The organism is Streptomyces sp. NPDC000880 (assembly GCF_053599675.1).
Map to the genome: position 1 here is coordinate 13711 of NZ_JBSFMS010000004.1, position 20582 is coordinate 34292.

16 protein-coding genes are annotated in these 20582 nt (G+C 68.3%); 3 read left to right on the forward strand and 13 right to left on the reverse strand.

Annotated elements, in window-relative coordinates:
• Nucleotides 1-288 precede the first annotated feature (288 nt).
• Both ACWDO5_RS02270 and ACWDO5_RS02275 read left to right on the forward strand, forming a co-directional pair.
• A complete protein-coding gene (locus tag ACWDO5_RS02270) occupies nt 289-1509 on the forward strand; it encodes a thiolase family protein (RefSeq protein WP_450527641.1) in 1221 nt (406 codons plus the stop codon).
• Between the two features lie 100 nt (nt 1510-1609).
• A complete protein-coding gene (locus ACWDO5_RS02275) occupies nt 1610-3742 on the forward strand; it encodes a 3-hydroxyacyl-CoA dehydrogenase NAD-binding domain-containing protein (RefSeq protein WP_450527643.1) in 2133 nt (710 codons plus the stop codon).
• A 103-nt stretch (nt 3743-3845) separates the two neighbouring features.
• Here ACWDO5_RS02275 and ACWDO5_RS02280 read toward each other — a convergent pair whose 3' ends face one another.
• The gene (locus ACWDO5_RS02280; RefSeq protein WP_450527645.1) at nt 3846-4997 is read right to left on the reverse strand and encodes a hypothetical protein; all 1152 of its coding nucleotides are present in this window, start codon (nt 4995-4997) and stop codon (nt 3846-3848) included.
• 113 nt (nt 4998-5110) lie between these two features.
• On the opposite strand from ACWDO5_RS02280, the gene ACWDO5_RS02285 reads away from it, so the two are divergent.
• Nucleotides 5111-5497 (forward strand): NTP pyrophosphohydrolase, encoded by a 387-nt coding sequence (locus ACWDO5_RS02285; protein WP_450527647.1) that lies wholly within the window; start codon nt 5111-5113, stop codon nt 5495-5497.
• Here ACWDO5_RS02285 and ACWDO5_RS02290 read toward each other — a convergent pair.
• From ACWDO5_RS02290 to ngcE, 12 genes are all read right to left on the reverse strand, one after another.
• Nucleotides 5473-6969, reverse strand: coding sequence for an ArnT family glycosyltransferase (locus ACWDO5_RS02290; protein WP_450527648.1), 1497 nt, complete (start codon nt 6967-6969; stop codon nt 5473-5475). The genes ACWDO5_RS02285 and ACWDO5_RS02290 overlap by 25 nt on opposite strands.
• Nucleotides 6970-7064: 95 nt before the next feature.
• The gene (locus ACWDO5_RS02295; protein ID WP_450527650.1) at nt 7065-8582 is read right to left on the reverse strand and encodes an amino acid permease; all 1518 of its coding nucleotides are present in this window, start codon (nt 8580-8582) and stop codon (nt 7065-7067) included.
• Between the two features lie 142 nt (nt 8583-8724).
• Nucleotides 8725-10638 carry a 1-deoxy-D-xylulose-5-phosphate synthase gene (gene dxs / locus ACWDO5_RS02300; RefSeq protein ID WP_450527652.1) on the reverse strand — a complete coding sequence of 638 codons (1914 nt, stop codon included), beginning with the start codon at nt 10636-10638 and terminating at the stop codon, nt 8725-8727.
• Between the two features lie 201 nt (nt 10639-10839).
• A complete protein-coding gene (locus ACWDO5_RS02305) occupies nt 10840-12129 on the reverse strand; it encodes a sugar ABC transporter permease (protein ID WP_450527654.1) in 1290 nt (429 codons plus the stop codon).
• Nucleotides 12126-12914 (reverse strand): ATP-binding cassette domain-containing protein, encoded by a 789-nt coding sequence (locus tag ACWDO5_RS02310; protein ID WP_450527655.1) that lies wholly within the window; start codon nt 12912-12914, stop codon nt 12126-12128. Before ACWDO5_RS02310 ends, ACWDO5_RS02305 begins: the two co-directional genes overlap by 4 nt.
• A 178-nt stretch (nt 12915-13092) precedes the next feature.
• On the reverse strand, nt 13093-14205 hold the full coding sequence (locus ACWDO5_RS02315; RefSeq protein ID WP_450527656.1) for a substrate-binding domain-containing protein: 1113 nt from the start codon (nt 14203-14205) through the stop codon (nt 13093-13095).
• A 121-nt stretch (nt 14206-14326) separates the two neighbouring features.
• Entirely contained in the window at nt 14327-15526 is a 1200-nt protein-coding gene (locus tag ACWDO5_RS02320; protein WP_450527659.1) for an ROK family transcriptional regulator, read from the reverse strand.
• Between the two features lie 263 nt (nt 15527-15789).
• Nucleotides 15790-16194 (reverse strand): hypothetical protein, encoded by a 405-nt coding sequence (locus tag ACWDO5_RS02325; protein WP_450527665.1) that lies wholly within the window; start codon nt 16192-16194, stop codon nt 15790-15792.
• Between the two features lie 2 nt (nt 16195-16196).
• Nucleotides 16197-16673: a MarR family winged helix-turn-helix transcriptional regulator gene (locus ACWDO5_RS02330; protein ID WP_450527667.1), complete on the reverse strand. Its 477-nt coding sequence runs from the start codon at nt 16671-16673 to the stop codon at nt 16197-16199.
• 93 nt (nt 16674-16766) lie between these two features.
• Nucleotides 16767-17684: a carbohydrate ABC transporter permease gene (locus ACWDO5_RS02335; protein WP_450527669.1), complete on the reverse strand. Its 918-nt coding sequence runs from the start codon at nt 17682-17684 to the stop codon at nt 16767-16769.
• 1 nt (nt 17685) lies between these two features.
• Complete coding sequence (locus tag ACWDO5_RS02340; protein WP_450527670.1) at nt 17686-18609, reverse strand: carbohydrate ABC transporter permease; 924 nt, start codon at nt 18607-18609, stop codon at nt 17686-17688.
• A gap of 50 nt (nt 18610-18659) precedes the next feature.
• The gene (ngcE, locus tag ACWDO5_RS02345) at nt 18660-20108 is read right to left on the reverse strand and encodes an N-acetylglucosamine/diacetylchitobiose ABC transporter substrate-binding protein (protein WP_450527672.1); all 1449 of its coding nucleotides are present in this window, start codon (nt 20106-20108) and stop codon (nt 18660-18662) included.
• Nucleotides 20109-20582: the final 474 nt, after the last annotated feature.

A 20582-nucleotide genomic window follows, 5' to 3' on the forward strand; every position in this document is an offset into this window, starting at 1 on the left:
TTCAGTTCGCGGCTCCGCCGCGTGGGGGGACTCCCAGTCCTCAATCGCCGGACGGGCTGAATTTTTCAGCCCCTGGGGGTCCCCCGGACGAAGTCCGGGGAAGTTCGAGGCGCGGGGGTGGGTCCGGGGGCGAAGCCCCGCTACGGACCAGGCCCGCTGTGTGACGTTCACCGCTCCCGCCGCAGGGGGTGGGCAGGGTGGTTACCCGCAAGTAGCATGAGGGAAGGAAGCGCGCGCTTAGGCGCGTGCCCGCAGCAGTGCCATCCCGCACCCTGGAGGAGAGCCATCGTGCCTCGTACCGTCAGGGACGTCGTCTTCGTCGACGGCGTCCGCACCCCGTTCGGCAAGGCGGGCCCGAAGGGCATTTACCACGAGACCCGGGCCGATGATCTCGTCGTGAAGGCGATCCGGGAGCTGCTGCGCCGCAACCCGGACCTCGACCCCGCCAGGATCGACGAGGTCGCGATCGCCGCGACCACACAGATCGGCGACCAGGGCCTCACCCTCGGCCGCACCGCCGGCATCCTCGCGGGTCTGCCGCAGTCCGTACCCGGCTACTCCATCGACCGCATGTGTGCGGGCGCGATGACTGCCGTGACGACGACCGCCGGCTCCATCGCCTTCGGCGCGTACGACGTCGTTATCGCCGGCGGTGTCGAGCACATGGGCCGTCATCCCATGGGCGAGGGCGTCGACCCGAACCCGCGTTTCGTGAGCGAGAAGCTCGTCGACGAGTCCGCCCTCTTCATGGGTATGACCGCCGAGAACCTGCACGACCGGTACCCGACCATCACCAAGCAGCGCGCCGACGAGTACGCCGTGCGCTCGCAGGAGAAGGCCGCGAAGGCGTACGCCAACGGCAAGATCCAGCAGGACCTGGTGCCGGTCTCCGTACGCCGCACCAACGCAGAAGCGGGCGAGACCGGTTGGGGCCTGGCCACGGCCGACGAGCCGATGCGTCCGGGCACAACCCTGCAGTCGCTCGCGGGCCTGAAGACCCCCTTCCGCGCGCACGGCCGGGTCACCGCCGGTAACGCCGCCGGTCTCAACGACGGCGCCACCGCCTCCCTCCTCGCCTCCGAGGACGTCGCGCGCGAGCTGGGCCTGCCGGTCAGGATGCGGCTCGTCTCGTTCGCGTACGCAGGCGTCGAGCCCGAGGTCATGGGCTACGGTCCGATCCCGTCGACCGAGAAGGCCCTCGCCAAGGCGGGTCTGTCGATCGACGACATCGGCCTGTTCGAGATCAACGAGGCCTTCGCCGTCCAGGTGCTGGCCTTCCTCGAGCACTACGGCATCGCGGACGACGATGTGCGCGTCAACCAGTACGGCGGCGCCATCGCGTACGGCCACCCGCTGGCCTCCTCCGGTGTCCGCCTGATGACGCAGCTGGCCCGCCAGTTCGAGGAGCAGCCTGACGTCCGCTACGGCCTGACCACCATGTGCGTCGGCTTCGGCATGGGCGCGACGGTCATCTGGGAGAACCCGCACTTCGACGGAGGCAGCAAGTGAGCGAGCGCAGCGAGCGAGCAATGGGAAGGTGCAGCACGTGCCGGGGGCACCTCCCGGCCGAAGGCTGGGGGCGCTCGACCGAGCGAAGCGAGGGAGTGGCATGAGCACCACCGCTGAACTCCTGAAGGGCGCGGCCGAGCTGTTCCCGGACGAGGTCGTCACGCAGGCGCACGTACGCCACCTCGACCTCCCGGCCGGCGCGGGCACCTTCGCCCTCGTCACGCTGGACAACGGTCTGGACCACACCAAGCCGACCACCTTCGGCCCCCAGTCGCTGGCGAACCTGAACGCCGCCATCGACCAGGTCGAGAAGGAGGCGGCCGAGGGCGCGATCGTCGGCGTCGGCATCACCGGCAAGCCGTTCATTTTCGCGGTCGGCGCCGACCTCAAGGGCGTGGAGCTGCTGAAGCGCCACGAGGAAGCGCTGGCCATCGGCAAGGGCGGCCACGACGTCTTCAAGCGGCTGTCCGGGCTCGCGGTCCCGACGTTCGCGTACTACAACGGCGCGGCGATGGGCGGCGGTGTCGAGGTCGGGCTGCACTGCTCGTACCGCACCGTCTCCAAGGCGATCCCCGCCTTCTCGCTGCCCGAGGTCTTCCTCGGTCTCGTCCCGGGCTGGGGCGGCTGCGCGCTGCTGCCGAACCTGATCGGTGCGGACCGCGCGGTCTCGGTGATCATCGAGAACTCGCTCAACCAGAACAAGCAGCTCAAGGGAGCCCAGGTCTTCGAACTCGGGATCGCCGACGCGATCTTCGAGGGTGCGGACTTCCTGGAGCAGTCGCTCATCTGGACCGCGTCCGTTCTCAAGGGCGAGATCGCCATCGAGCGCGCGGAGATCGACCGCGGCGCGGCCTGGGACCAGGCCGTCGCACGCGGCCGCTTCATCGCCGACTCCAAGGTGCACGGCGCGGCCCCGGCCGCCTACCGCGCGCTGGACATCATCGAGGCGGCCAGGAACGGTGACCTCCAGGCCGGCTTCGACGCCGAGGACACGGCGCTGGCAGACCTGATCATGGGTGGCGAGCTGCGCTCCGGCATCTACGCCTTCAACCTGGTCCAGAAGCGCGGCAAGCGCCCGGCCGGAGCGCCGGACAAGTCACTGGCCCGCCCGGCCACCAAGGTCGGCGTCGTCGGCGCGGGCCTGATGGCCTCGCAGCTGGCGCTGCTCTTCCTGCGCCGCCTCGAGGTGCCGGTCGTGTTGACCGACATCGACCAGGAGCGCGTCGACAAGGGTGTGGGCTACGTCCACGCCGAGATCGAGAAGCTGCTCGGCAAGGGCCGCATCAACCAGGACAAGGCCAACCGCCTCAAGGGCCTGGTCAGCGGTGTGCTGGACAAGGCCGAGGGCTTCTCCGACGCCGACTTCATCATCGAGGCCGTCTTCGAGGAGATCGGCGTCAAGCAGCAGGTGTTCGCGGAGGTCGAGGCGGTCGCCCCGGCGCACGCGATCCTCGCCACCAACACCTCCTCGCTGTCGGTCACCGAGATGGCGTCCAAGCTCCAGCACCCGGAGCGCGTGGTCGGCTTCCATTTCTTCAACCCGGTCGCGATCCTCCCGCTGCTGGAGATCGTCCGCGGCGACAGGACGGACGACGCCTCGTTGGCCACCGCCTTCGGCGTCGCCAAGAAGCTGAAGAAGACCGCGGTGCTGTGCAAGGACGCCCCGGCGTTCGTCGTCAACCGCATCCTGACCCGCTTCATGGGCGAGATCCAGAACGTCATCGACGAGGGCACCCCGGTCGAGGTGGCCGAGAAGGCCGTCGAGCCGCTGGGTCTGCCGATGTCGCCGCTGGTCCTGCTGGAGCTGGTCGGTCCCGCGATCGGCCTGCATGTCTCCGAGACCCTCAACCGGGCCTTCCCGGACCGTTTCAAGGTCTCCGAGAACCTTGCCGCAGTCGTCAAGGCCGGCAAGCGCGGCTTCTACGTCTATGCCGGCGGCACCAAGCCGGAGCTGGACCCGGAGGTCGCCGCTCTCCTCAAGCAGGGCGATGTCGTCCTGACCGAGGAGCAGACCCGCGAGCGCGTGCTGAACGCGGTGGCGCAGGAGATCGGTCTGATGCTGGACGAGGGTGTTGTGGCCGAGGCCCAGGACATCGACCTCTGCCTGATCACGGGCGCCGGCTGGCCCTTCCACCTGGGCGGCATCACGCCGTACCTGGACCGCGAGGGTGTCTCCGAGCGCGTGAACGGCAAGCCGTTCCTGGCGCAGGGCATGGCGAGCGTCCCGGCGTAACGCCTGTCACGAGCAACCACAAGAGCAAGCGAGCAAGCAGCTGCCCCGGCACCGTTTCGGTGCTGGGGCAGCTTGCGTCGTGGAGGCGGCGGCGCGCCGGCCGTCAGATCCGGGTCCAGGCCTCCATCGCCAGACCGGGCTCCGTCGTCTTCTGCCGGGTGATCCGGAGGCCGCCGTCCGGGGCGAACGCGGCGAGCACGACGCGGCCATCGGCGTCGACGGCCAGTGCCGGGGCGCCCACGCACGCTTCTCCGGTGCCGGTCCAGACCGCACCGGCGGGCTCGTCCTCGGTCGGATACGCGGCGAGCGCGGGGCGTCCGTCGGCATCGCGCTGCGCCATGAGCGTGCAGTCATGGCCGTCCACGGCGGCCCGCAGCAGAGCCACCGGTCCTGCGCCCGTCCCGCCGCCCAGCGCCTCGGGCACGCTGTCCTGACGCCAGGCGTGCACCTCGGCGGACTTCTCGTCGCGCCAGAAGAAGGTGAGCCGGTCCTCGCCGGTCGCCACACCCGATACGGAGCCGTCCCGGACCTGCGCGGCGATGTCCTCGTCCCTGGTGAACAGGGGCTTGTCGCCGTCCTGCAGCCAGCGCATGATGCCCGCGCGCGCGGGCGCCAGGATCTCCGCCCGGCCGCTGCCGGTCGCGGCGACAGCGAGCCTGCCGTGGGCTCCGCTGCCCTTGAGATCGGCCCACGGCCGCCAGGCTCCGGAGGAGATCTGGCTGCGACCGCACACCCCGCCGCCGACGTTGCGTACGAAGACATGAACGTTGCCGGCGCCGTCCACGACCGACGCCGGACGGCCTATCTGCAGGGCAAGCTTCCAGTCGTTCGGATACGGCGTGCCCAGCGGCTGCCAGTCCTTCACCGGACGGCCCGACTGGTACTGGATCGCATGGACGACGTCCGTCCGGACCTCGTCACCGCCCGCCGGGGTCTGCCGCAGGCCGAACAGGTGCACAAAGCCGTCGGCTCCCTGGGCGAAGGAGAGGTACGGCAGCAGGCCGTCGGCCAGGCCCACCAGCTCGGGGCCCGACCACTCGTGCCCGGCAGGCCGGGTCTCGGTCCACCGGAGCACACCGCCTGCGGTGGGTGCGTACGCCGTGAGCCGGCCGTCCTTGCCACGCAGCAGCCAGCCGCTCGCCGTCGGACTGCCGTCCTCCGCAGTGCTGACCGGTGCGTGGCCCCGCTGTGCGGTGGGAACCTCGCGAGTCCGGCCCGCCTGCTGCTTCGATCTTCGCGCAGCCCCCAACGCCATGGCTCACCGGCCACCTTTCCTGACGAGAACCGCACTGAGCGGCCGAATACAACGCTCCATGAAGTGCTGCGACAATAACACCCAACGGGTCAGCGAATTTCTAGGGATTTCTGATGCGAACGCTTGTGATCGTCGACGCGGCAAATGTGGTCGGTTCAGTGCCGGACGGCTGGTGGCGCGACCGCTGCGGTGCAGCCGAGCGGCTGCGGGACCGGCTGGTCGATGTCGCGGCGGCCGGGACCCCCGGCCATCCTGGTCCCGTCGAGTTGGTGCTCGTCGTGGAGGGGGCCGCCCGCGGGATCAAAAGCCTGCCCCAGGTGCGGGTCGAGTCCGCGCCCGGCAGCGGGGACGACAGAATCGTGGAGCTGGTGGCCGGGCGTCCGGCGGGCCAACCCTGCGTCGTGGTCACGGCCGACCGGGAGCTCCGAGAGCGGGTCGAGGCGTACGGCTGCGAGACCATGGGACCGCGGACGGTTCAGCCCCGCGGCGAGCGTACGTAGAGCACCGCGCCGTCGACCTCGCCGGGCAGCGGCTGGTAGTGCCAGGACAGCAGCCTGCGCAAGGTGGGGACCCGCTCGGGAGCAAACGGTTTGCCGCGGGAGTCATCGACGATCAGGGCCGGTCTGCGGGTCCGCATCTCGTCGGCGAAGACCGGCCACGCGCCCGCCACCGCGTACTTCTCACCCACCTGGGGACCGTTGCGGCCGCCGCTGTAGTTCGTGAGCAGTCCTGCGGTCAGATACCGGCTGGCGGGTGCCCGGTCGGCGAGCCAGTACGTCTCGGGGTGTATCCCCCACACCAGAACCGGCTCCGATGGGCTTGTACGGGCCTGTACGGCCGCGGCGAGCCGCTCGGCATGGGCCAGCTCCGGGCGCGGCGCCAGCAACCCCCAGGCGAGGAACAGGGCGCATCCGCATGCCGAGGTGAGCAGCGCCGACGCGAGCCGGTCGCGCGGCAGGATCTGCAGCGCTCCGGTCGCCAACAGCGCCAGCGGCGGGATCAGTTGGAGGTAGTAGTGGCCGAAGAAGTGGAATCCGAGCAGCACGGCTCCCGCCGACACCGCCAGCCATAGCCACAGGTCGGTGGCGCCGGTCCTGGCGACGCGAAGCACCCGCACGATCGGCGGGATCAGCCCGGCGCAGGCGGCGCCGAGCAGCGCGGTGTTGGCCAAGGCCCGGAACAGGACGTGAAGTTCGGAGCCGGTGAAGGAGGCGTACGCACCCGAGCCTGTCATCGTCCAGAACACAAAGCCGTACGGAGTGGTAAGACCGGCGGCGCAGAGCACTGGGAGCCCGAGGCCGACTCCCGTACGCAGCAGGGCTGTTCGGGTCGGTGACGTCTGCCAGAGCAGCCACAGGACGGGGACCAGGACTGCTCCGCCGGTCTGTTTGGTGAGGAGGGCGCCCGCCACCGCGAGGCCCGCCGCGGTCCAGCGGCCCCGGTCCGCGCACCAGATGGCGGCCGCCGTGAAAGGCAGCATGAAGACCTCGAAGGTGGCCGCCTGCGCGTCCTGCGGGTTGAGGCCGATGGAGACCAGCAGATAGAGGACCCCGGCGGTGCGTCCGGCCCGGTCGCCCCAGCGGCGGCGGGCGATGGCCGCGAGCAGGACGGCGGTGAGCAGTTGGGCGATGACCGCCAAGATCTTGACAGGGCGCAGGGATTCGTCGCCGAACACCGCGAACGACGCCTGGTACAGCAGGGGCAGCAGCGGCGGTTTACGGTCGACCACCGTGTCGTACAGAGCACCCCCATCGGCCAACATTCGTGCCTGGACGGCGAGATAGCCCTCGTCCGGGTTCCACAGCCGGCGTCCGAAGGAAGGGATGCGGGTGACGAGGGCGAGCAGGGCCAGCGCCGGGAGCAGCCGCCGCCAGTAGCCGGGCGGGGGGACGGCGGACGGGGCACGGCCTCGCTGCCGGGGCAATGCAGTTGGGGATACGTACCGTAGCGATGACGGCGGCTCGACGAGCATGCCTGCCTTTCGGGGTCCGGGGTCACCCGGAGAGGCACGTTTCCGGCCCCGCAGTCCCGCCGAAGCGGAAGATACGGGGCCGGGCAGAACAGGGTCTAGTACTTGGCGTCGGTACCCTGCCGGCCGAGGCGGCTGTGGCTGCGCCCGTACACGAAGTACACCAGGAAGCCGAGCGCCATCCAGATGGCGAACCGCAGCCAGGTCTCGGCCGGCAGATTGAGCATCAGCCAGACCGAGGCGGCCACCGAGAGGATCGGAACCACCGGCACCCACGGGGTGCGGAAGGCTCGGTGCAGTTCGGGCCGGGTTCGGCGCAGGACGATCACGCCGAGGGCGACGACGACGAACGCGAAGAGCGTGCCGATGTTCACCAGTGTCGCAAGCTCGTTGATGCTGGTGAAGCCCGCGATGATCGCGATGATCACGCCGAGCAGGATGGTCGGCCGGTAGGGAGTGCCGTACCGCGGGTGTGTGACGGAGAAGAACCGCGGCAGCAGCCCGTCCCGGCTCATCGCGAAGAACACCCGGGTCTGCCCGAGCAGCAGAATCATGCACACCGTGGTGAGTCCGACCGCGGCGCCGAAGCTGATGACACCGGCGTAGAAGGGGTGCCCGACGGACTTGAAGGCGTCGGCGAGCGGGGCGCTCACCGACATTTCGGTGTAGTGCTGCATGCCGGTGACCACCAGCGACACGGCGACATAGAGCACGGTGCAGATCAGGAGCGAACCGAGGATCCCCCGTGGCATGTCCCTCTGCGGGAGCTTGGTCTCCTCGGCGGCGGTGGCCACCACGTCGAACCCGATGAAGGCGAAGAAGACGACGGAGGCGGCGGTGAAGATGCCCATGACGCCGAAGTTGGTGGGCTCGTAACCGAAGAGCAGCTGGACCAGAGGGGCGTCCAGACCCGCACCGGCGGGCTGTGGCTGGGCCTTGGGGATGAAGGGCGAGTAGTTGTCGGCCTTGATGAAGAAGGAGCCCGCGACGATCACGATCAGGACCACGGTCAGTTTGATGGCGACCACGACGGCCGTGACCCGGGCGGACAGCTTCATGCCGAGCACCAGGATGACCGTGAGAATCAGCACCAGCACGAAGGCCAGGAGATCGAAGGCGAATCCTTCCGCCACATCGGGCCCGGAGAGCGCATCGGGCATGTGCCAGCCGACGTTGTCCATCAGCGAGCGGACATAGCCCGACCAGCCGACCGCCACCACCGCGGTGCCGAGGGCGAATTCCAGGACCAGGTCCCAGCCGATGGTCCAGGCGACCAGCTCACCGAGCGAGGCGTACGAAAAGGTGTACGCCGATCCTGCCACCGGGACGGTGGAGGCGAACTCGGCGTAGCAGAGCGCGGCGAGGCCACAGACGATGCCCGCGGCCACGAACGCGAGGGCGGTCGCGGGACCCGCCGTCTCCTTGGCCACCTTGCCCGTGAGTACGAAGATGCCGGTGCCGATGATGACCCCGACCCCGAAGACCGTCAGGTCCAGCGCGGAGAGGGACTTCTTGAGCTCGTGCTCCGGCTCTTCGGTGTCGCGGATCGACTGTTCGACCGTCTTGGTCCGGAACAGCCCGTCTCCGTCTGGACCTGTGTCCTGCTGCGTACTCACCGGCGTACCTCCACGCACTCGTCGTGAACGCCATGATTGGGACATTGGCGGCCCGGAACAGCTCCGTACGGGTGGATTTCACGCGAATGGGCCGGTCGGACCACCCATACAGGGTGCCCGACCGGCCCATCGGCGACACGGATCAGTCGCGGGCGGGTTCCACCGCTTCGCTGTCGAACCGGCCGTCCAGCCTGGAGACGAGGCCGGTGACCTGGCGGGCGATGTCCGGCGCGGTCAGGCCGATTTCCGCCATGACCTCCTTGCGGGAGGCGTGGTCGAGGAAGCGCGGCGGGATGCCGAAGTCGCGCAGCGGCACGTCGACGCCCGCGTCGCGCAACGCTTGGGCGACGGCCGAACCTACGCCGCCCGCACGGCTGTTGTCCTCGACGGTGACGACGACGCGGTGCTGCTCGGCGAGCGGCACGAGGGCCTCGTCGACCGGCTTGACCCAGCGCGGGTCGACGACGGTGGCCGTGATGCCCTGCGCGTCGAGCAGATCGGCGATCTCCAGGCACATCGGGGCGAGCGCGCCGACGGAGACGAGGAGCACATCGGGTACGTCCGTGAGGGCGGTGCGCAGCACGTCCATGCCGCCTACCTTGCCGACGGCCTTCACGGCGGGGCCGACCGCGCCCTTGGAGAAGCGCACCACGGTCGGCGCGTCATCGACCTCGACGGCCTCGCGCAGTTGGGCGCGGACCTGGTCGGCGTCGCGCGGGGCGGCGATCCGCAGGCCGGGCACGCACTGCAGGATCGACATGTCCCACATGCCGTTGTGCGAGGCGCCGTCGGTGCCGGTGACACCGGCCCGGTCGAGTACGAACGTCACGCCGCACTTGTGCAGGGCCACGTCCATCAGCACCTGGTCGAAGGCACGGTTGAGGAAGGTGGCATACACGGCGAAGACGGGGTGCAGTCCGCCGGTCGCGAGGCCGGCGGCGGACACCGCGCCGTGCTGCTCGGCGATGCCGACGTCGTAGACCCGGTCGGGGAACCGCTCGGCGAACTTCGTCAGGCCGACGGGGTGCAGCATCGCCGCGGTGATCGCGACGATGTCCCCCCGCTCCTTGCCGAGCTTGACCATCTCCTCGCCGAAGACGGAGGTCCAGTCGACGCCGGAACTGGCGATCGGCAGGCCGGTGTCGGGGTGGATCTTGCCGACGGCGTGGAAGCGGTCCGCCTCGTCCTGGAGGGCGGGCTGGTAGCCACGGCCCTTCTCGGTGAGGCAGTGGACGATGACGGGCCCGCCGAAGCGCTTGGCGCGGGCGAGCGCGGACTCCAGGGCCTCGATGTCGTGGCCGTCGATGGGGCCGACGTACTTGAGGCCCAGATCCTCGAACATGCCCTGCGGGGCGATGAAGTCCTTGAGGCCCTTCTTGGCGCCGTGCAGGGTCTCGTAGAGCGGCTTCCCGACGACGGGGGTGCGCTCCAGGATGTCCTTGCCGCGGGCCAGGAACCGCTCGTAGCCGTCGGTGGTGCGCAGTGTGGCGAGGTGGTTGGCGAGGCCGCCGATGGTGGGGGCGTAGGAGCGCTCGTTGTCGTTGACGACGATCACCAGGGGGCGGTCCTTGGCGGCCGCGATGTTGTTCAGGGCCTCCCAGGCCATGCCGCCGGTGAGGGCTCCGTCGCCGATGACGGCGACGACGTGGTCGTCCTTCTTCAGCACCTCATTGGCCTTGGCGAGGCCGTCGGCCCAGCCGAGCACGGTCGAGGCGTGGGAGTTCTCGATGATGTCGTGCTCGGACTCGCCCCGCGCCGGGTAGCCGGAGAGGCCACCCTTCATCTTGAGCTTGGAGAAGTCCTGCCGGCCGGTCAGCAGCTTGTGGACGTAGCTCTGGTGGCCGGTGTCCCAGAGGACCTTGTCCTTCGGGGAGTCGAAGACACGGTGCAGTGCGATGGTCAGCTCGACCACGCCCAGGTTGGGACCGAGGTGGCCGCCGGTCTTGGACACGGCGTCCACGAGGAAGGTCCGGATCTCGGCAGCCAACTGGTCCAGCTGCTCCGGGCTGAGCCGGTCCAGATCGCGCGGTCCCGTGATGCGGGTCAGCAGCGCCACCCGTGCCTCCTTGCAGTTGTGCGGTCTAGCTTGCCGGTTTGCCGAGTCTAGTGTTCCGCCCGCGGCGCCGGTCGCCGGGCGGTGCGATCTACATCACGCATCCGGGTGAACACGCAGAGGTGCACGCGTACGCAGAGGTGCACGCGTACGCAGAGGTGCCCGGCACCGCGAACGGCGCCGGGCACTCCTGCGGAACCGCGGTCAGGCGCGGCCCGCAGTCTTCTGTGTCTTGCGGGTGAGGGAGTCGATCACCACGGTCGCCAGCAGTACGCCGCCGGTAATCATGTACTGGATCGGCGTAGCGATGCCTTCCAGCGCCAGGCCGTACTGGATCGAGACGATCACCATCACACCAAGCAGGGCGTTCCAGGTCCGGCCGCGTCCGCCGAAGAGGCTGGTGCCGCCGATGACGGCGGCCGCGATGACGTTCATCAGCAAGTCACCGGCGCCCGCGCTCTGGTTGGCCGCCGCGATCTTGGAGGCCCAGAACAGACCGCCGATGGCGGCGAAGGTGCCGGCGATCGCGAACACCGAGATTCGGACCGCCGTGACGTTGATGCCCGCACGGCGGGAGGCCTCGACGCTGCCGCCGAGCGCGAAGATCTTGCGGCCGTACGTGGTGCGCCGGAGCACGAAGTCCGTCAGGACCAGCACCACCAGGAAGAGGACCAGCGCCAGTGGCAGGCCCTTGTACTGGTTGAACATGACCGCGGCGGCGAAGGCAACCACGGCGAGCAGAGCCGTACGCACGACGATGTCGACGAGCGGCCGGGACGGGACGCCGGCGGCCTCACGGCGGCGGGCGTCGAAGAAGGCCGAGAGGAAGAACCCGGCCACCGCGACCGCTGCAAGGCCGTAGGCGGCCGCCACGTCCGTGAAGTAGTACGTGGTCAGCTTGCCGATCACACCGTCGCCGTCCAGGTTGATCGTGCCCTGGTCGCCGAGGAGCTGAAGCATGAAGCCCAGCCAGAAGAGCAGGCCGGCCAGGGTGACGGCGAACGCCGGTGCGCCGATCCTGGCGAAGAAGAAGCCGTGGAGCGCGCCGATGACCGCGCCGCTGACGATCGCGACGATCAGGGCGAGCCACTCGTTGATGCCGTGGGTGACGCTCATGACAGCGGCGATCGCGCCGGCGACGCCGCTGACCGAGCCGACCGACAGGTCGATCTCGCCGAGCAGCAGCACGAAGATGATGCCGACGGCCATCATGCCAGTGGCGACCATCGTGACGGCGATGTTGCTGAGGTTCTGCGCGGAGAGGAAGTTCGAGTTCAGGCTCTGGAAGACCACGGCGATGATGACCAGGCCGATGACCACGGGCATCGAGCCCAGATCGCCGGAGTGCAGCTTGCGCTTGAACTCCGTGATGTAGCCGGCGAAGCCCTGCTCGCGGACCAGCAGCCGGGGGTCGACCGCGGTGACCGCGTCGTGGGCGGCCTCGGGGTTGACGACGGGCGCCTCGGCGGGGGTGGAGGTCTTTTCGGTGTTCACTTCTGAACCTCCGTGGTGCGCGCCGCACGCCGGGTCACGGCGTTGTCCGTGGCGCCGGTGATGGCGGAGATGATCTCTTCCTGCGAGGTGACCTTGACGTCGAAGACGCCGTTGTTCCGGCCGAGCCGGAGCACCGCCACCTTGTCCGCGACGGCCTTCACATCGGCCATGTTGTGGCTGATGAGGATCACCGCGTGGCCGCGCTCGCGGAGCCGCTCGACGAGGTCGAGAACCTGGGCGGTCTGCTCGACGCCGAGTGCGGCGGTGGGCTCGTCGAGGATGACGAGCTTCGGCTCGCCGAGCATGGAGCGGGCGATGGCCACTGTCTGGCGCTGACCGCCGGAGAGCGAGGCGATCGGGATGCGCACGCTGGGGATGCGGATCGACAGCGTGTCGAGCAACTGCCGGGCGCGGCGCTCCATTTCGACCTCGTTGAGGATGCCGCGCTTGCGGATCTCCCGGCCGAGGTAGAGGTTGCCGACGACATCGATGTTGTCGCACAGCGCGAGGTCCTGGTAGACGGTCGCGATACCCAGGTTCTGGGCCTCGTTCGGCCTGTCGATCGATACGGACCTGCCTTCCCACTCGATGACGCCCTCATCGATGGGGTGCACGCCGGCAATCGTCTTGACCAGTGTGGACTTTCCGGCGCCGTTGTCGCCTACGAGGGCGACCACCTCGCCGCCGTGGACCTCAAGCTCTACGTCGGTGAGCGCCTGAACGGCACCGAACCGCTTGGAGACCCCGCGCAACGCCAGCACGGGCGTAGCGGACACGTGAATCATCTCCTTCGCCGCCTGACCGGCGGGGATGCGCGCCGGGGAAACGGGCGCGGTGGTTGAGCAGAAGCAAAGAGGGAGAAGCGTTTCTGTACGGCGCCCCGCCCCCGATGGCGGGGGCTGGATGAGGGCGGAGCACCGGACAGGCTTCCAGGGGGGTTAAGTCCCGTAAGGCATGGGGGACTTAACTCAGACCGAGTGCGTCGCAGGCGGCCTTGTACTTCGGGGTGCAGATCTCGGCGGCCGTGTACACGCCGTCCTTGATGACCGTGTCCTTGATGTTGTCCTGGGTCAGCGAGACGACCGGGACGAGCACCGTCGGGATTGCCTTGTTGGTGGGGCTGTCCACCTTCTCCTTGGCGATGGAGTCGAGCTTCTCGCCCTTGGCGAGCGCGACGGCCATCTCGGCGGCGGCAGCGGCTTCCGGAGCGTACGGCTTGTAGACGCTCGCGTACTGCTCACCCGCGACGATCCGCTGCACACCGGCGAGCTCGGCGTCCTGGCCAGTGACCGGCGGGAGCTTGGCGAAGCCGCCGGCCTTCAGGGCGGTGATGACGCCGCCCGCCATGCCGTCGTTGGCGGAGTAGACGCCTATGATCTTGTCCTTGCCGAGGGCCGAGATCGCGGCCTCCATGTTGGCGTTGGCGTTCTCCGGCTTCCACTCCTTGGTGTCGTACTCCTTGCCGATGTTCACCTTGCCGTCGAGTTCGGCGTGCGCGCCCTTCTTGAAGAGGGCGGCGTTCGGGTCGGTGACGGCGCCGTTCATCATGACGATCTGGCCGTCCTTGGCCTTGGCACCGAGGGCGGCGAGGAGCGCCTTGCCCTGGACGTGGCCGACCTCTTCGTTGTCGAACGAGGTGTAGGCGTCGATCGGGCCCTCGGCCAGGCGGTCGAAGGCGACAACCGGGATGCCCGCGTCCTTGGCCTTCTTGACCGAGCCGGCGATGGCCTTGGAGTCCACCGAGTCGACGATCAGCGCGTCGACCTTATTGGTGATCATGGTGTCGACCTGCTGGTTCTGCAGCGTCGCGTCCTGCTTGGCGTTGGCGTAGATGACCTCCGCCTTGCCGTTGGTCAGCTCGCTGACCCTCTTCTCGATGAGCGGCTTGTCGAACTTCTCGTAGCGCGCCGTCTGGTTCTCCGGCAGCAGCAGACCGATCTTGATCGCGTCGCCCTTGCCGGCGCCGGTCGCCTTGGTCTGGTCGCCGGACTCCTTGGCGCTGCCACACGCGGCGAGGGAAACAGCCATCGTGGTGGCTACTGCGGCAACGGCGGCACGACGCATTCGCGTGTTCATCTTCGAAACCTCCCTGACGAGGCCGCGTCGTTGCGGCCGAGGTGGCTGGAAGTCAACTCGGCCCCGCTGTCAGCGTCAAGGAGTAAATTCTTAACGAGATGACAACGGTGCCATTCGTTATCTAAGTGAAGGCAGGTGCTCCGACGGGGAGCGGACTATCCAGAAGGGACGAATCGCCCATTTCGCTGAGCGCCAAGGCCAGTGAGCCCAACACTTCGGCACGCCCTCCGAGCGCCCCCGGAAGGACGGACAGCTGACGCGCCGCGCTGGGAATCGCGTAACGCGAGACCGACTCCCGGATCGGTCCGAGGACCAATTCTCCCGCTTCCGCAAGATTTCCGCCCAGCACAACGCGACTCGGGTTGAGCAGGTTGCACAAATTGGCCACACCGCTGCCGATGTGCCGCCCCACATCGGCGACAACGCGGCGGCAGCCGGGGTCACCCTCGCGCGCCAGCTGCACCACGCGCTCCATGGTCAGATCGGGTCCGTGGCTGGACTGGAGCAGCGGCAGTACGTAGCGGGCGGCGGCGAACGTCTCCAGACAGCCGCGGTTGCCGCAGCGACAGACCGGGCCCGATTCGTCCAGCGTGATGTGGCCGATCTCGCCGGCCGTACCGCCCGGGCCGCGGTAGATCTGGCCGTCGATCACCAGACCGGCGCCGACGCCGCTGGCGACCTTGATGTACGCGAGATCCCGGACCCCGCGGCCGCTCCCCCAGACCAGCTCGCCCAGGGCGCCGAGGTTGGCGTCGTTGTCGACGTACACAGGCACGCCGAGCCGCCCGGAGAGCTCCTCGCTGGGGTTGATCCCGGTCCAGCCCGGCAGGATCGAGGTGGACCCGAGGGTGCCGGACTCCACGTCGATCGGGCCCGGTACGCCGAGACCGACCCCGATCACCTTGTCCCGGCCGATCCCGGTCGCCGCGATCAGCCGGTTGACCAGCTGTTCGGCCCGGCCGAAGCCCTGCGCGGAGGAGGCGTCCACATCGAGCGGCTCGGATTCCTCGGCGAGCACCTGGTGGGCGAGGTTGCCAATGGCGACGCGCAGATGGGTGTGGCCGAAGTCGACGCCGATGACGACGCCCGCGTCGCCGCTGAGAGAGACGCTGCGGGCCCGGCGGCCGCCGGCCGAGGTGGGGGTGACCTCGACGGTTCCGCCGTCCTTCAGTTCGCGAACAATATTGGAGACCGTTGCCGCGGAGAGGCCTGTGCTCCTCGCGATCTCCGCCTGCGTGAGCGAGCCCGCCATACGGACGGCGCGTACGACCCGCTCCAGGTTGGCCCGGTGCAGAGATGTCTGCGACCCCGGAGTCTCCATCGACTCATCCACTCCTGCCCCCGGTGGGCGGCACGACGGCCGCCCCCGGCCGGGCCCACCGCGAAGCGGCACCCGACGTCTCTCCAACTTGTGAACTCTAAGCTCAACTCCCGGGCCTTATCCCGTCAAGACCTTGAGCGGGGCCAACCACGGATGAGCGAGGCAGAGCGGTAGCTGGGACAGCGGTCGACGGAGGGTCTATTTTCGGCCAGAGAGCGCCTGGGCGTCGGCCGGCTCGGCGTTCGCCCGGGCCGTGACCAGGGTCAGCAGGCGACCCGCGGTCCCAGGCCGTCGGCGGGGAGGTCGCCGTAGAGCCGCTCGGTGATCTCGGCGGTGGCGGCGGTCCGGCCGTGCGGCACCTGGCCCTCGTCCGTGAACCCGACGCGAGCTCCCTCGCCGGCAACGGCGGGCAGGGCTTCCAGCAGCCCCGCCGTGGTCAGCTCGGCGATCTTCGCCCCTGCCGCCGACTCGTCGATCTTCAGCGTGCCGGTCATCCGGCCGACCGGCCAGTCGCGCTCGACGGCACCACCGTTGTCCGCGATGGCGTTGAGCGCCACGACCTGGTGGAACGTGATGCCGGTCCGGGCCAGCCGGCCTTCCAGCACGGCCCGGGTCGCGTAGTGGGCCTGGCCTATGACCTGGCCGTTGAGAGTGGGTGCGCTGGACATGACTACACCTCGGTCGGGAAGTCGGGTGGGTCGAGTGGCGTGTCGAGCAGGATCGCCAGTTCGCGCGAGAGCACTTCGGTACGTCGCCCCTCCAGACCACCCAGCGGCTCCAGAAGCTGATCGAGGAGCCGATGGACGACAGTGATCGCGCGCCGAGTGACCGCACGCCCGTGGGCGGTGAGCGACAGCTGGACCGCGCGCGTGTCGGCGGGGTCCGGGGCACGCTCGACGAGACCGGCTGCCGCCAGGGCCCGGGCCAGCTTCGACACGTAGAGCGGTTCGAGGCCGGTCCGGTCTGCGAGCTGCCGCTGACTGGGCCGGAGCCCGGAGCGCTCCATGCCGAGCAGCGACGCGACCAGCGAGTACTGCGCGTGGGTCAGACCCAGCGGTGCGACGGCCCGGTCGACGGCGACCCGCCACTTCATCGACAGTCGCCAGACCAGGAAGCCGGGCGTGGGGCCCTCGGATGCTGCGCTCATAGAAATACGGTACATAGCTACTATGTACATGGCTACTGTTATGAAGCACGGAGCCCCGGCCCTCGCGGGGGCCGGGGCTCCGCGGTGGTACTCCTACTTCAGCGCGCCCGCGGTCAGGCCGGCGACCACCTGCCGCTGGAAGATGATGTACGCCGCGAGCACCGGCAGCATCGCCATCACCAGACCGGCGAAGAGACCGGACCAGTCACCCTTGTAGCCCTGGCTGACGGCAAGTTCGACCAGGCCCTGGGAGAGCACCTTCTTCTCCGGCTCGGTGTTGAGGACGGTCGGCAGCATGTACTGGTTCCACTGCCCGAGGAAGTTGAAAATGGCGACGCTGATCAGGCCCGGCTTCGCCATCGGCAGCATCACCTGGAAGAACGTCCGGGCGTGGGAGGCCCCGTCGATCAGCGCCGCCTCGGCCACCGAGGTCGGCAGCGTACGGAAGAAGGCGGTGAGGAAGAAGACGGTGAACGGCAGGGAGTAGGCGATGTACACCAGGATCAGGCCGTGCAGCGTGTTCAGCAGGGCGACGTTGTTCAGTACGTAGAACAGCGGCACCAGCGCCAGCATGATCGGGAAGCTCATTCCTCCGATGAAGAGGAAGTAGATGAAGCGGTTCCCGGGGAAGTCGAAGCGCGCGAGGACGTACGCGGCCATCGAGCCGAACAGCAGCGTGCCGACCAGCGAACCACCCACAACCAGAACGGTGTTGAGGAAATAGTCGCTCATGTGGGCCTGGTTCCAGGCGCGCGACCAGTTCTCGAAGTGCAGTGAGTCGGGCAGTGACCACGGCGAGGTGAAGATGGCCCTGTCGGTCTTGAACGAGGTCATCACCGCCCAGAGCAGCGGCAGGACGACCATGATCGCCCAGATGACGAGTACACCGTGCGAGAAGACGTTGAGGACGCCGCCCTCGGTCCTCTTCGTCCTGGCGGGCGGGGCGGTCGTCTTCACCACCGGCGGGCGGTCCTCAGAGATGCCGGCGGGCGGGGTGTCAGTCGTCTTCATGTCAGAACTCCAGCCGCTCGCGCCGGCCGAGCCGCATCACGACGGCCGCGAAGGCCAGCGTGACGACGAGCAGGGCAACACCGATCGTTGTCGCGTACGCCGCCTGGCCGTCGCGGAACGCCGTTTGGTAGACGTACAGCGTGAGCACCGTCGTCGAGTAGTCGGGTCCGCCGGGACCCACGGTCATGATCTGGACGACCGCGAAGGACTCCGCGCCCAGGGCCAGGATTCCCATGTAGACCCAGCCCGACTGCACGGTGTCCCACAGCAGCGGCAGGGTGATCCGGAAGAAGGTGGTGAACCGGTTCGCGCCGTCCAGCAGCGCCGCCTCGTAGAAGTCCCTGGGAATGGACGACATGCCCGCGGAGAACAGCACGACGAAAAAGCCGACCGTGCTCCAGACCAGGACTGCCATGACGCACCACAGGGCGAGATCGGGGTCGCCGAGCCAGCCGGGCTGGATGCTGTCGAGGCCCACGGCCCGCAACGCGCCGTTGATCGCGCCCTCGTTGGGGTTGTACGCGAACTGGAACAGCAGGGCGACGATCGCGATCGACAGCACCTGCGGGAAGAAGTACGCGATTTTGTAGAAGGACGAACCGCGCACTCCACCGATGGCGGCGCCCTTACGGCGCCGCCCGCCGACATTGAGCATGAAGGCGAAGAACAACGCGAGGCCGAGCGTCACCAGCGGCAGCAGCAGCGCGAACCACAGGCTGTGCTGCAGCGACTTCCAGAAGATTTCGTCGTCCAGCATTCTGCTGTAATTGTCGAAGCCGACCATCTTGAAGTCCGGGCTCAGGCCGGTCCAGTCCGTGAAGGAGTAGTAAATGGACTGGATGAACGGCCAGATGACGAAGATTGCGTACAACGCCAGTGGGGCCGCCAAGAACCCCACAATGAACCGGTACTTGCCGTGTTGCATGGTTACCGACCCCGATCTTCCGGCCTAGTGCCGCCGCTGGTGACGCGAGCTCACTGGTGCTTGTAGTGCTTGATGGACTGGTCCTTGGCCGCCGCGTCCGCGAAGCCCTGAATCTTCTTGATGGTCTCGGCCGGGGTCGCTCGGCCCGCCATCATCTCGCCCAGACCGCCGACACCGATCTGCTCCTTCTGCAGCTTCACGTACCAGTCCTGCAGGCGCGGGTTGACGACGTTCTCGCCGGCCTTCTTCAGCGCGTCGACGCCGGACTGCATCGCCGTCGACAGGGTCAGGCCGTCGGTGCCGCCGTTGAACGCCGTCAGCGACTTCACCTGCTGGGTGAAGCTCTTCGACGAGGCCTCGCTGAGCATGATGCGCAGCTGCTCCATGCCCCCCTCGGCGTTCTTCGCCTTGGCCGGAACGACGAAGGGCTCACCGCCGGATGCCCAGATGGTGCCGAACGGCAGCTTGTCGGACTTGTCGAGGCCGGAGGGCGCGGCCACCATCATCTTGAAGTCCTTGGGCGTGGTCTTCGCCGCCTCGTTCTCCACCCAGGAGCCGTTGGGGATGAAGAGCGCCTTGCCCTCGGTCCAGGCCGTCTGGGACTGGATGTGGTCGATGCCGGGCGTGCCCTTGAGGACGTAGCCCTTCTTGTAGAGCTCGTAGTACGCCTCGAAGGCGGCCTTGACGGCCGGGTGCTCCCAAGCCTTCGGCTCGAGGTTGTCGATCGCGTCGAGGACCTCGCGGCCGCCGATCTTGCCGATGAAGGGGTACAGCGCGAACGGCAGGTAGTAGGGGTGCTTGCCCGCGTACGTCCAGCCGGCGATGCCCTGCTTCTTCGCCTTCTCGCACAGGGCGAGCATCTCGTCCCAGGTCTCCGGGTACGCGGAGTCGAGCCTCTCCAGGGCGGTCTGGGAGTACCACACGCCGTACACGGTGTACGCGTAGTAGAGGATCCAGACCGGGGCGCCGTCGAACTGGCCCATCTCGACGATGCCCGGGCGCAGCGTGTCGCGCACCTTCTTGTTCGGGTCGTCGATGGACGGCGCGTCCAGCAGCGGGGTGAGGTCGGCGAGTTGCTTCTTGCCGACCAGGACGCCCATGTCCATCTGCTGAGCGCCGGAGTTGTCGATGAGGTCCGGCGGGGTGCCGCCGTTGAAGCGCGGCTGTAGCTCCGACTGGATCTTCTGCGTCGCTCGGTGCTTGACTTTCGGCGCCTTCGGGAAGGCCTCCTGGTACTTCTTCTCGGCGTCCAACGCGTACTGCTGGCCGAAACCACCGTCGAAGATGACGACCTCGAGCTGCGCCGTCTCATTGACACCGAGCGGGTTCTTGGCGGTCTTCTTGCCCTTTTCGACCTTGTTCTCGCTGCCGTCGTCGCTGCTCGCGCACGCGGACAGGAAGCTCATTGTCGGAACGGCGATCAAACCGATTGCTGCGGAACGCTTGATCAGATCGCGACGGCCAAGGCCCTCACTGTTGTGGGCGGAGGTGGATCCCATGCTCAAGTCCTCGCCTTCTCCAGGACGCAGGCGGTGTACCGGTCACCCGTCCTTCTCGCCTGAGGCGAAGGGCCCTGCCACCGCGGTCAGTTGCTGTGTTTTCCCGGGGGGAAACTCAGTGAAGCTTGGGTCGTGCACGGTCGGCAGCGGGAACGGATCTTCCGCGGACGGCAGTCGCTGAACGGACGCCGGTCCACCGTCCCCCGCCCCCTGGCCCGCTGCCATGTGGAACAGCTTTGAGGGTGCCGACAGGTATAGTCCAGTTCCCATCGGGTGAGCAAGATCGAAAGCAAGTTTGGGCAGCAGTCTTTCCCGAGTTGAGACCTCGCGGATGCCCGGGGTCCCGTGTGCGCCCATACGACCACAGCATTCTGCGGCGAACGACTGAATCCAGCCGCCTCACCCCGTCAACACCCTTGACACCGTATGACACTTACCTCCCTACTAGAGCCTGCGCATCGCGCCTGACAACGT

What these genes read in the sequence shown, in the direction of transcription:
- ngcE (WP_450527672.1), bottom strand. Translation starts at nt 20,108, where the DNA reads ATGGGATCCACCTCCGCCCACAACAGTGAGGGCCTTGGCCGTCGCGAT.
- ACWDO5_RS02280 (WP_450527645.1), bottom strand. Translation starts at nt 4,997, where the DNA reads ATGGCGTTGGGGGCTGCGCGAAGATCGAAGCAGCAGGCGGGCCGGACT.
- ACWDO5_RS02315 (WP_450527656.1), bottom strand. Translation starts at nt 14,205, where the DNA reads ATGAACACGCGAATGCGTCGTGCCGCCGTTGCCGCAGTAGCCACCACG.
- ACWDO5_RS02290 (WP_450527648.1), bottom strand. Translation starts at nt 6,969, where the DNA reads ATGCTCGTCGAGCCGCCGTCATCGCTACGGTACGTATCCCCAACTGCA.
- ACWDO5_RS02275 (WP_450527643.1), top strand. Translation starts at nt 1,610, where the DNA reads ATGAGCACCACCGCTGAACTCCTGAAGGGCGCGGCCGAGCTGTTCCCG.
- ACWDO5_RS02285 (WP_450527647.1), top strand. Translation starts at nt 5,111, where the DNA reads ATGCGAACGCTTGTGATCGTCGACGCGGCAAATGTGGTCGGTTCAGTG.
- ACWDO5_RS02320 (WP_450527659.1), bottom strand. Translation starts at nt 15,526, where the DNA reads ATGGAGACTCCGGGGTCGCAGACATCTCTGCACCGGGCCAACCTGGAG.
- ACWDO5_RS02325 (WP_450527665.1), bottom strand. Translation starts at nt 16,194, where the DNA reads ATGTCCAGCGCACCCACTCTCAACGGCCAGGTCATAGGCCAGGCCCAC.
- ACWDO5_RS02330 (WP_450527667.1), bottom strand. Translation starts at nt 16,673, where the DNA reads ATGAGCGCAGCATCCGAGGGCCCCACGCCCGGCTTCCTGGTCTGGCGA.
- ACWDO5_RS02340 (WP_450527670.1), bottom strand. Translation starts at nt 18,609, where the DNA reads ATGCAACACGGCAAGTACCGGTTCATTGTGGGGTTCTTGGCGGCCCCA.
- ACWDO5_RS02335 (WP_450527669.1), bottom strand. Translation starts at nt 17,684, where the DNA reads ATGAAGACGACTGACACCCCGCCCGCCGGCATCTCTGAGGACCGCCCG.
- ACWDO5_RS02310 (WP_450527655.1), bottom strand. Translation starts at nt 12,914, where the DNA reads ATGATTCACGTGTCCGCTACGCCCGTGCTGGCGTTGCGCGGGGTCTCC.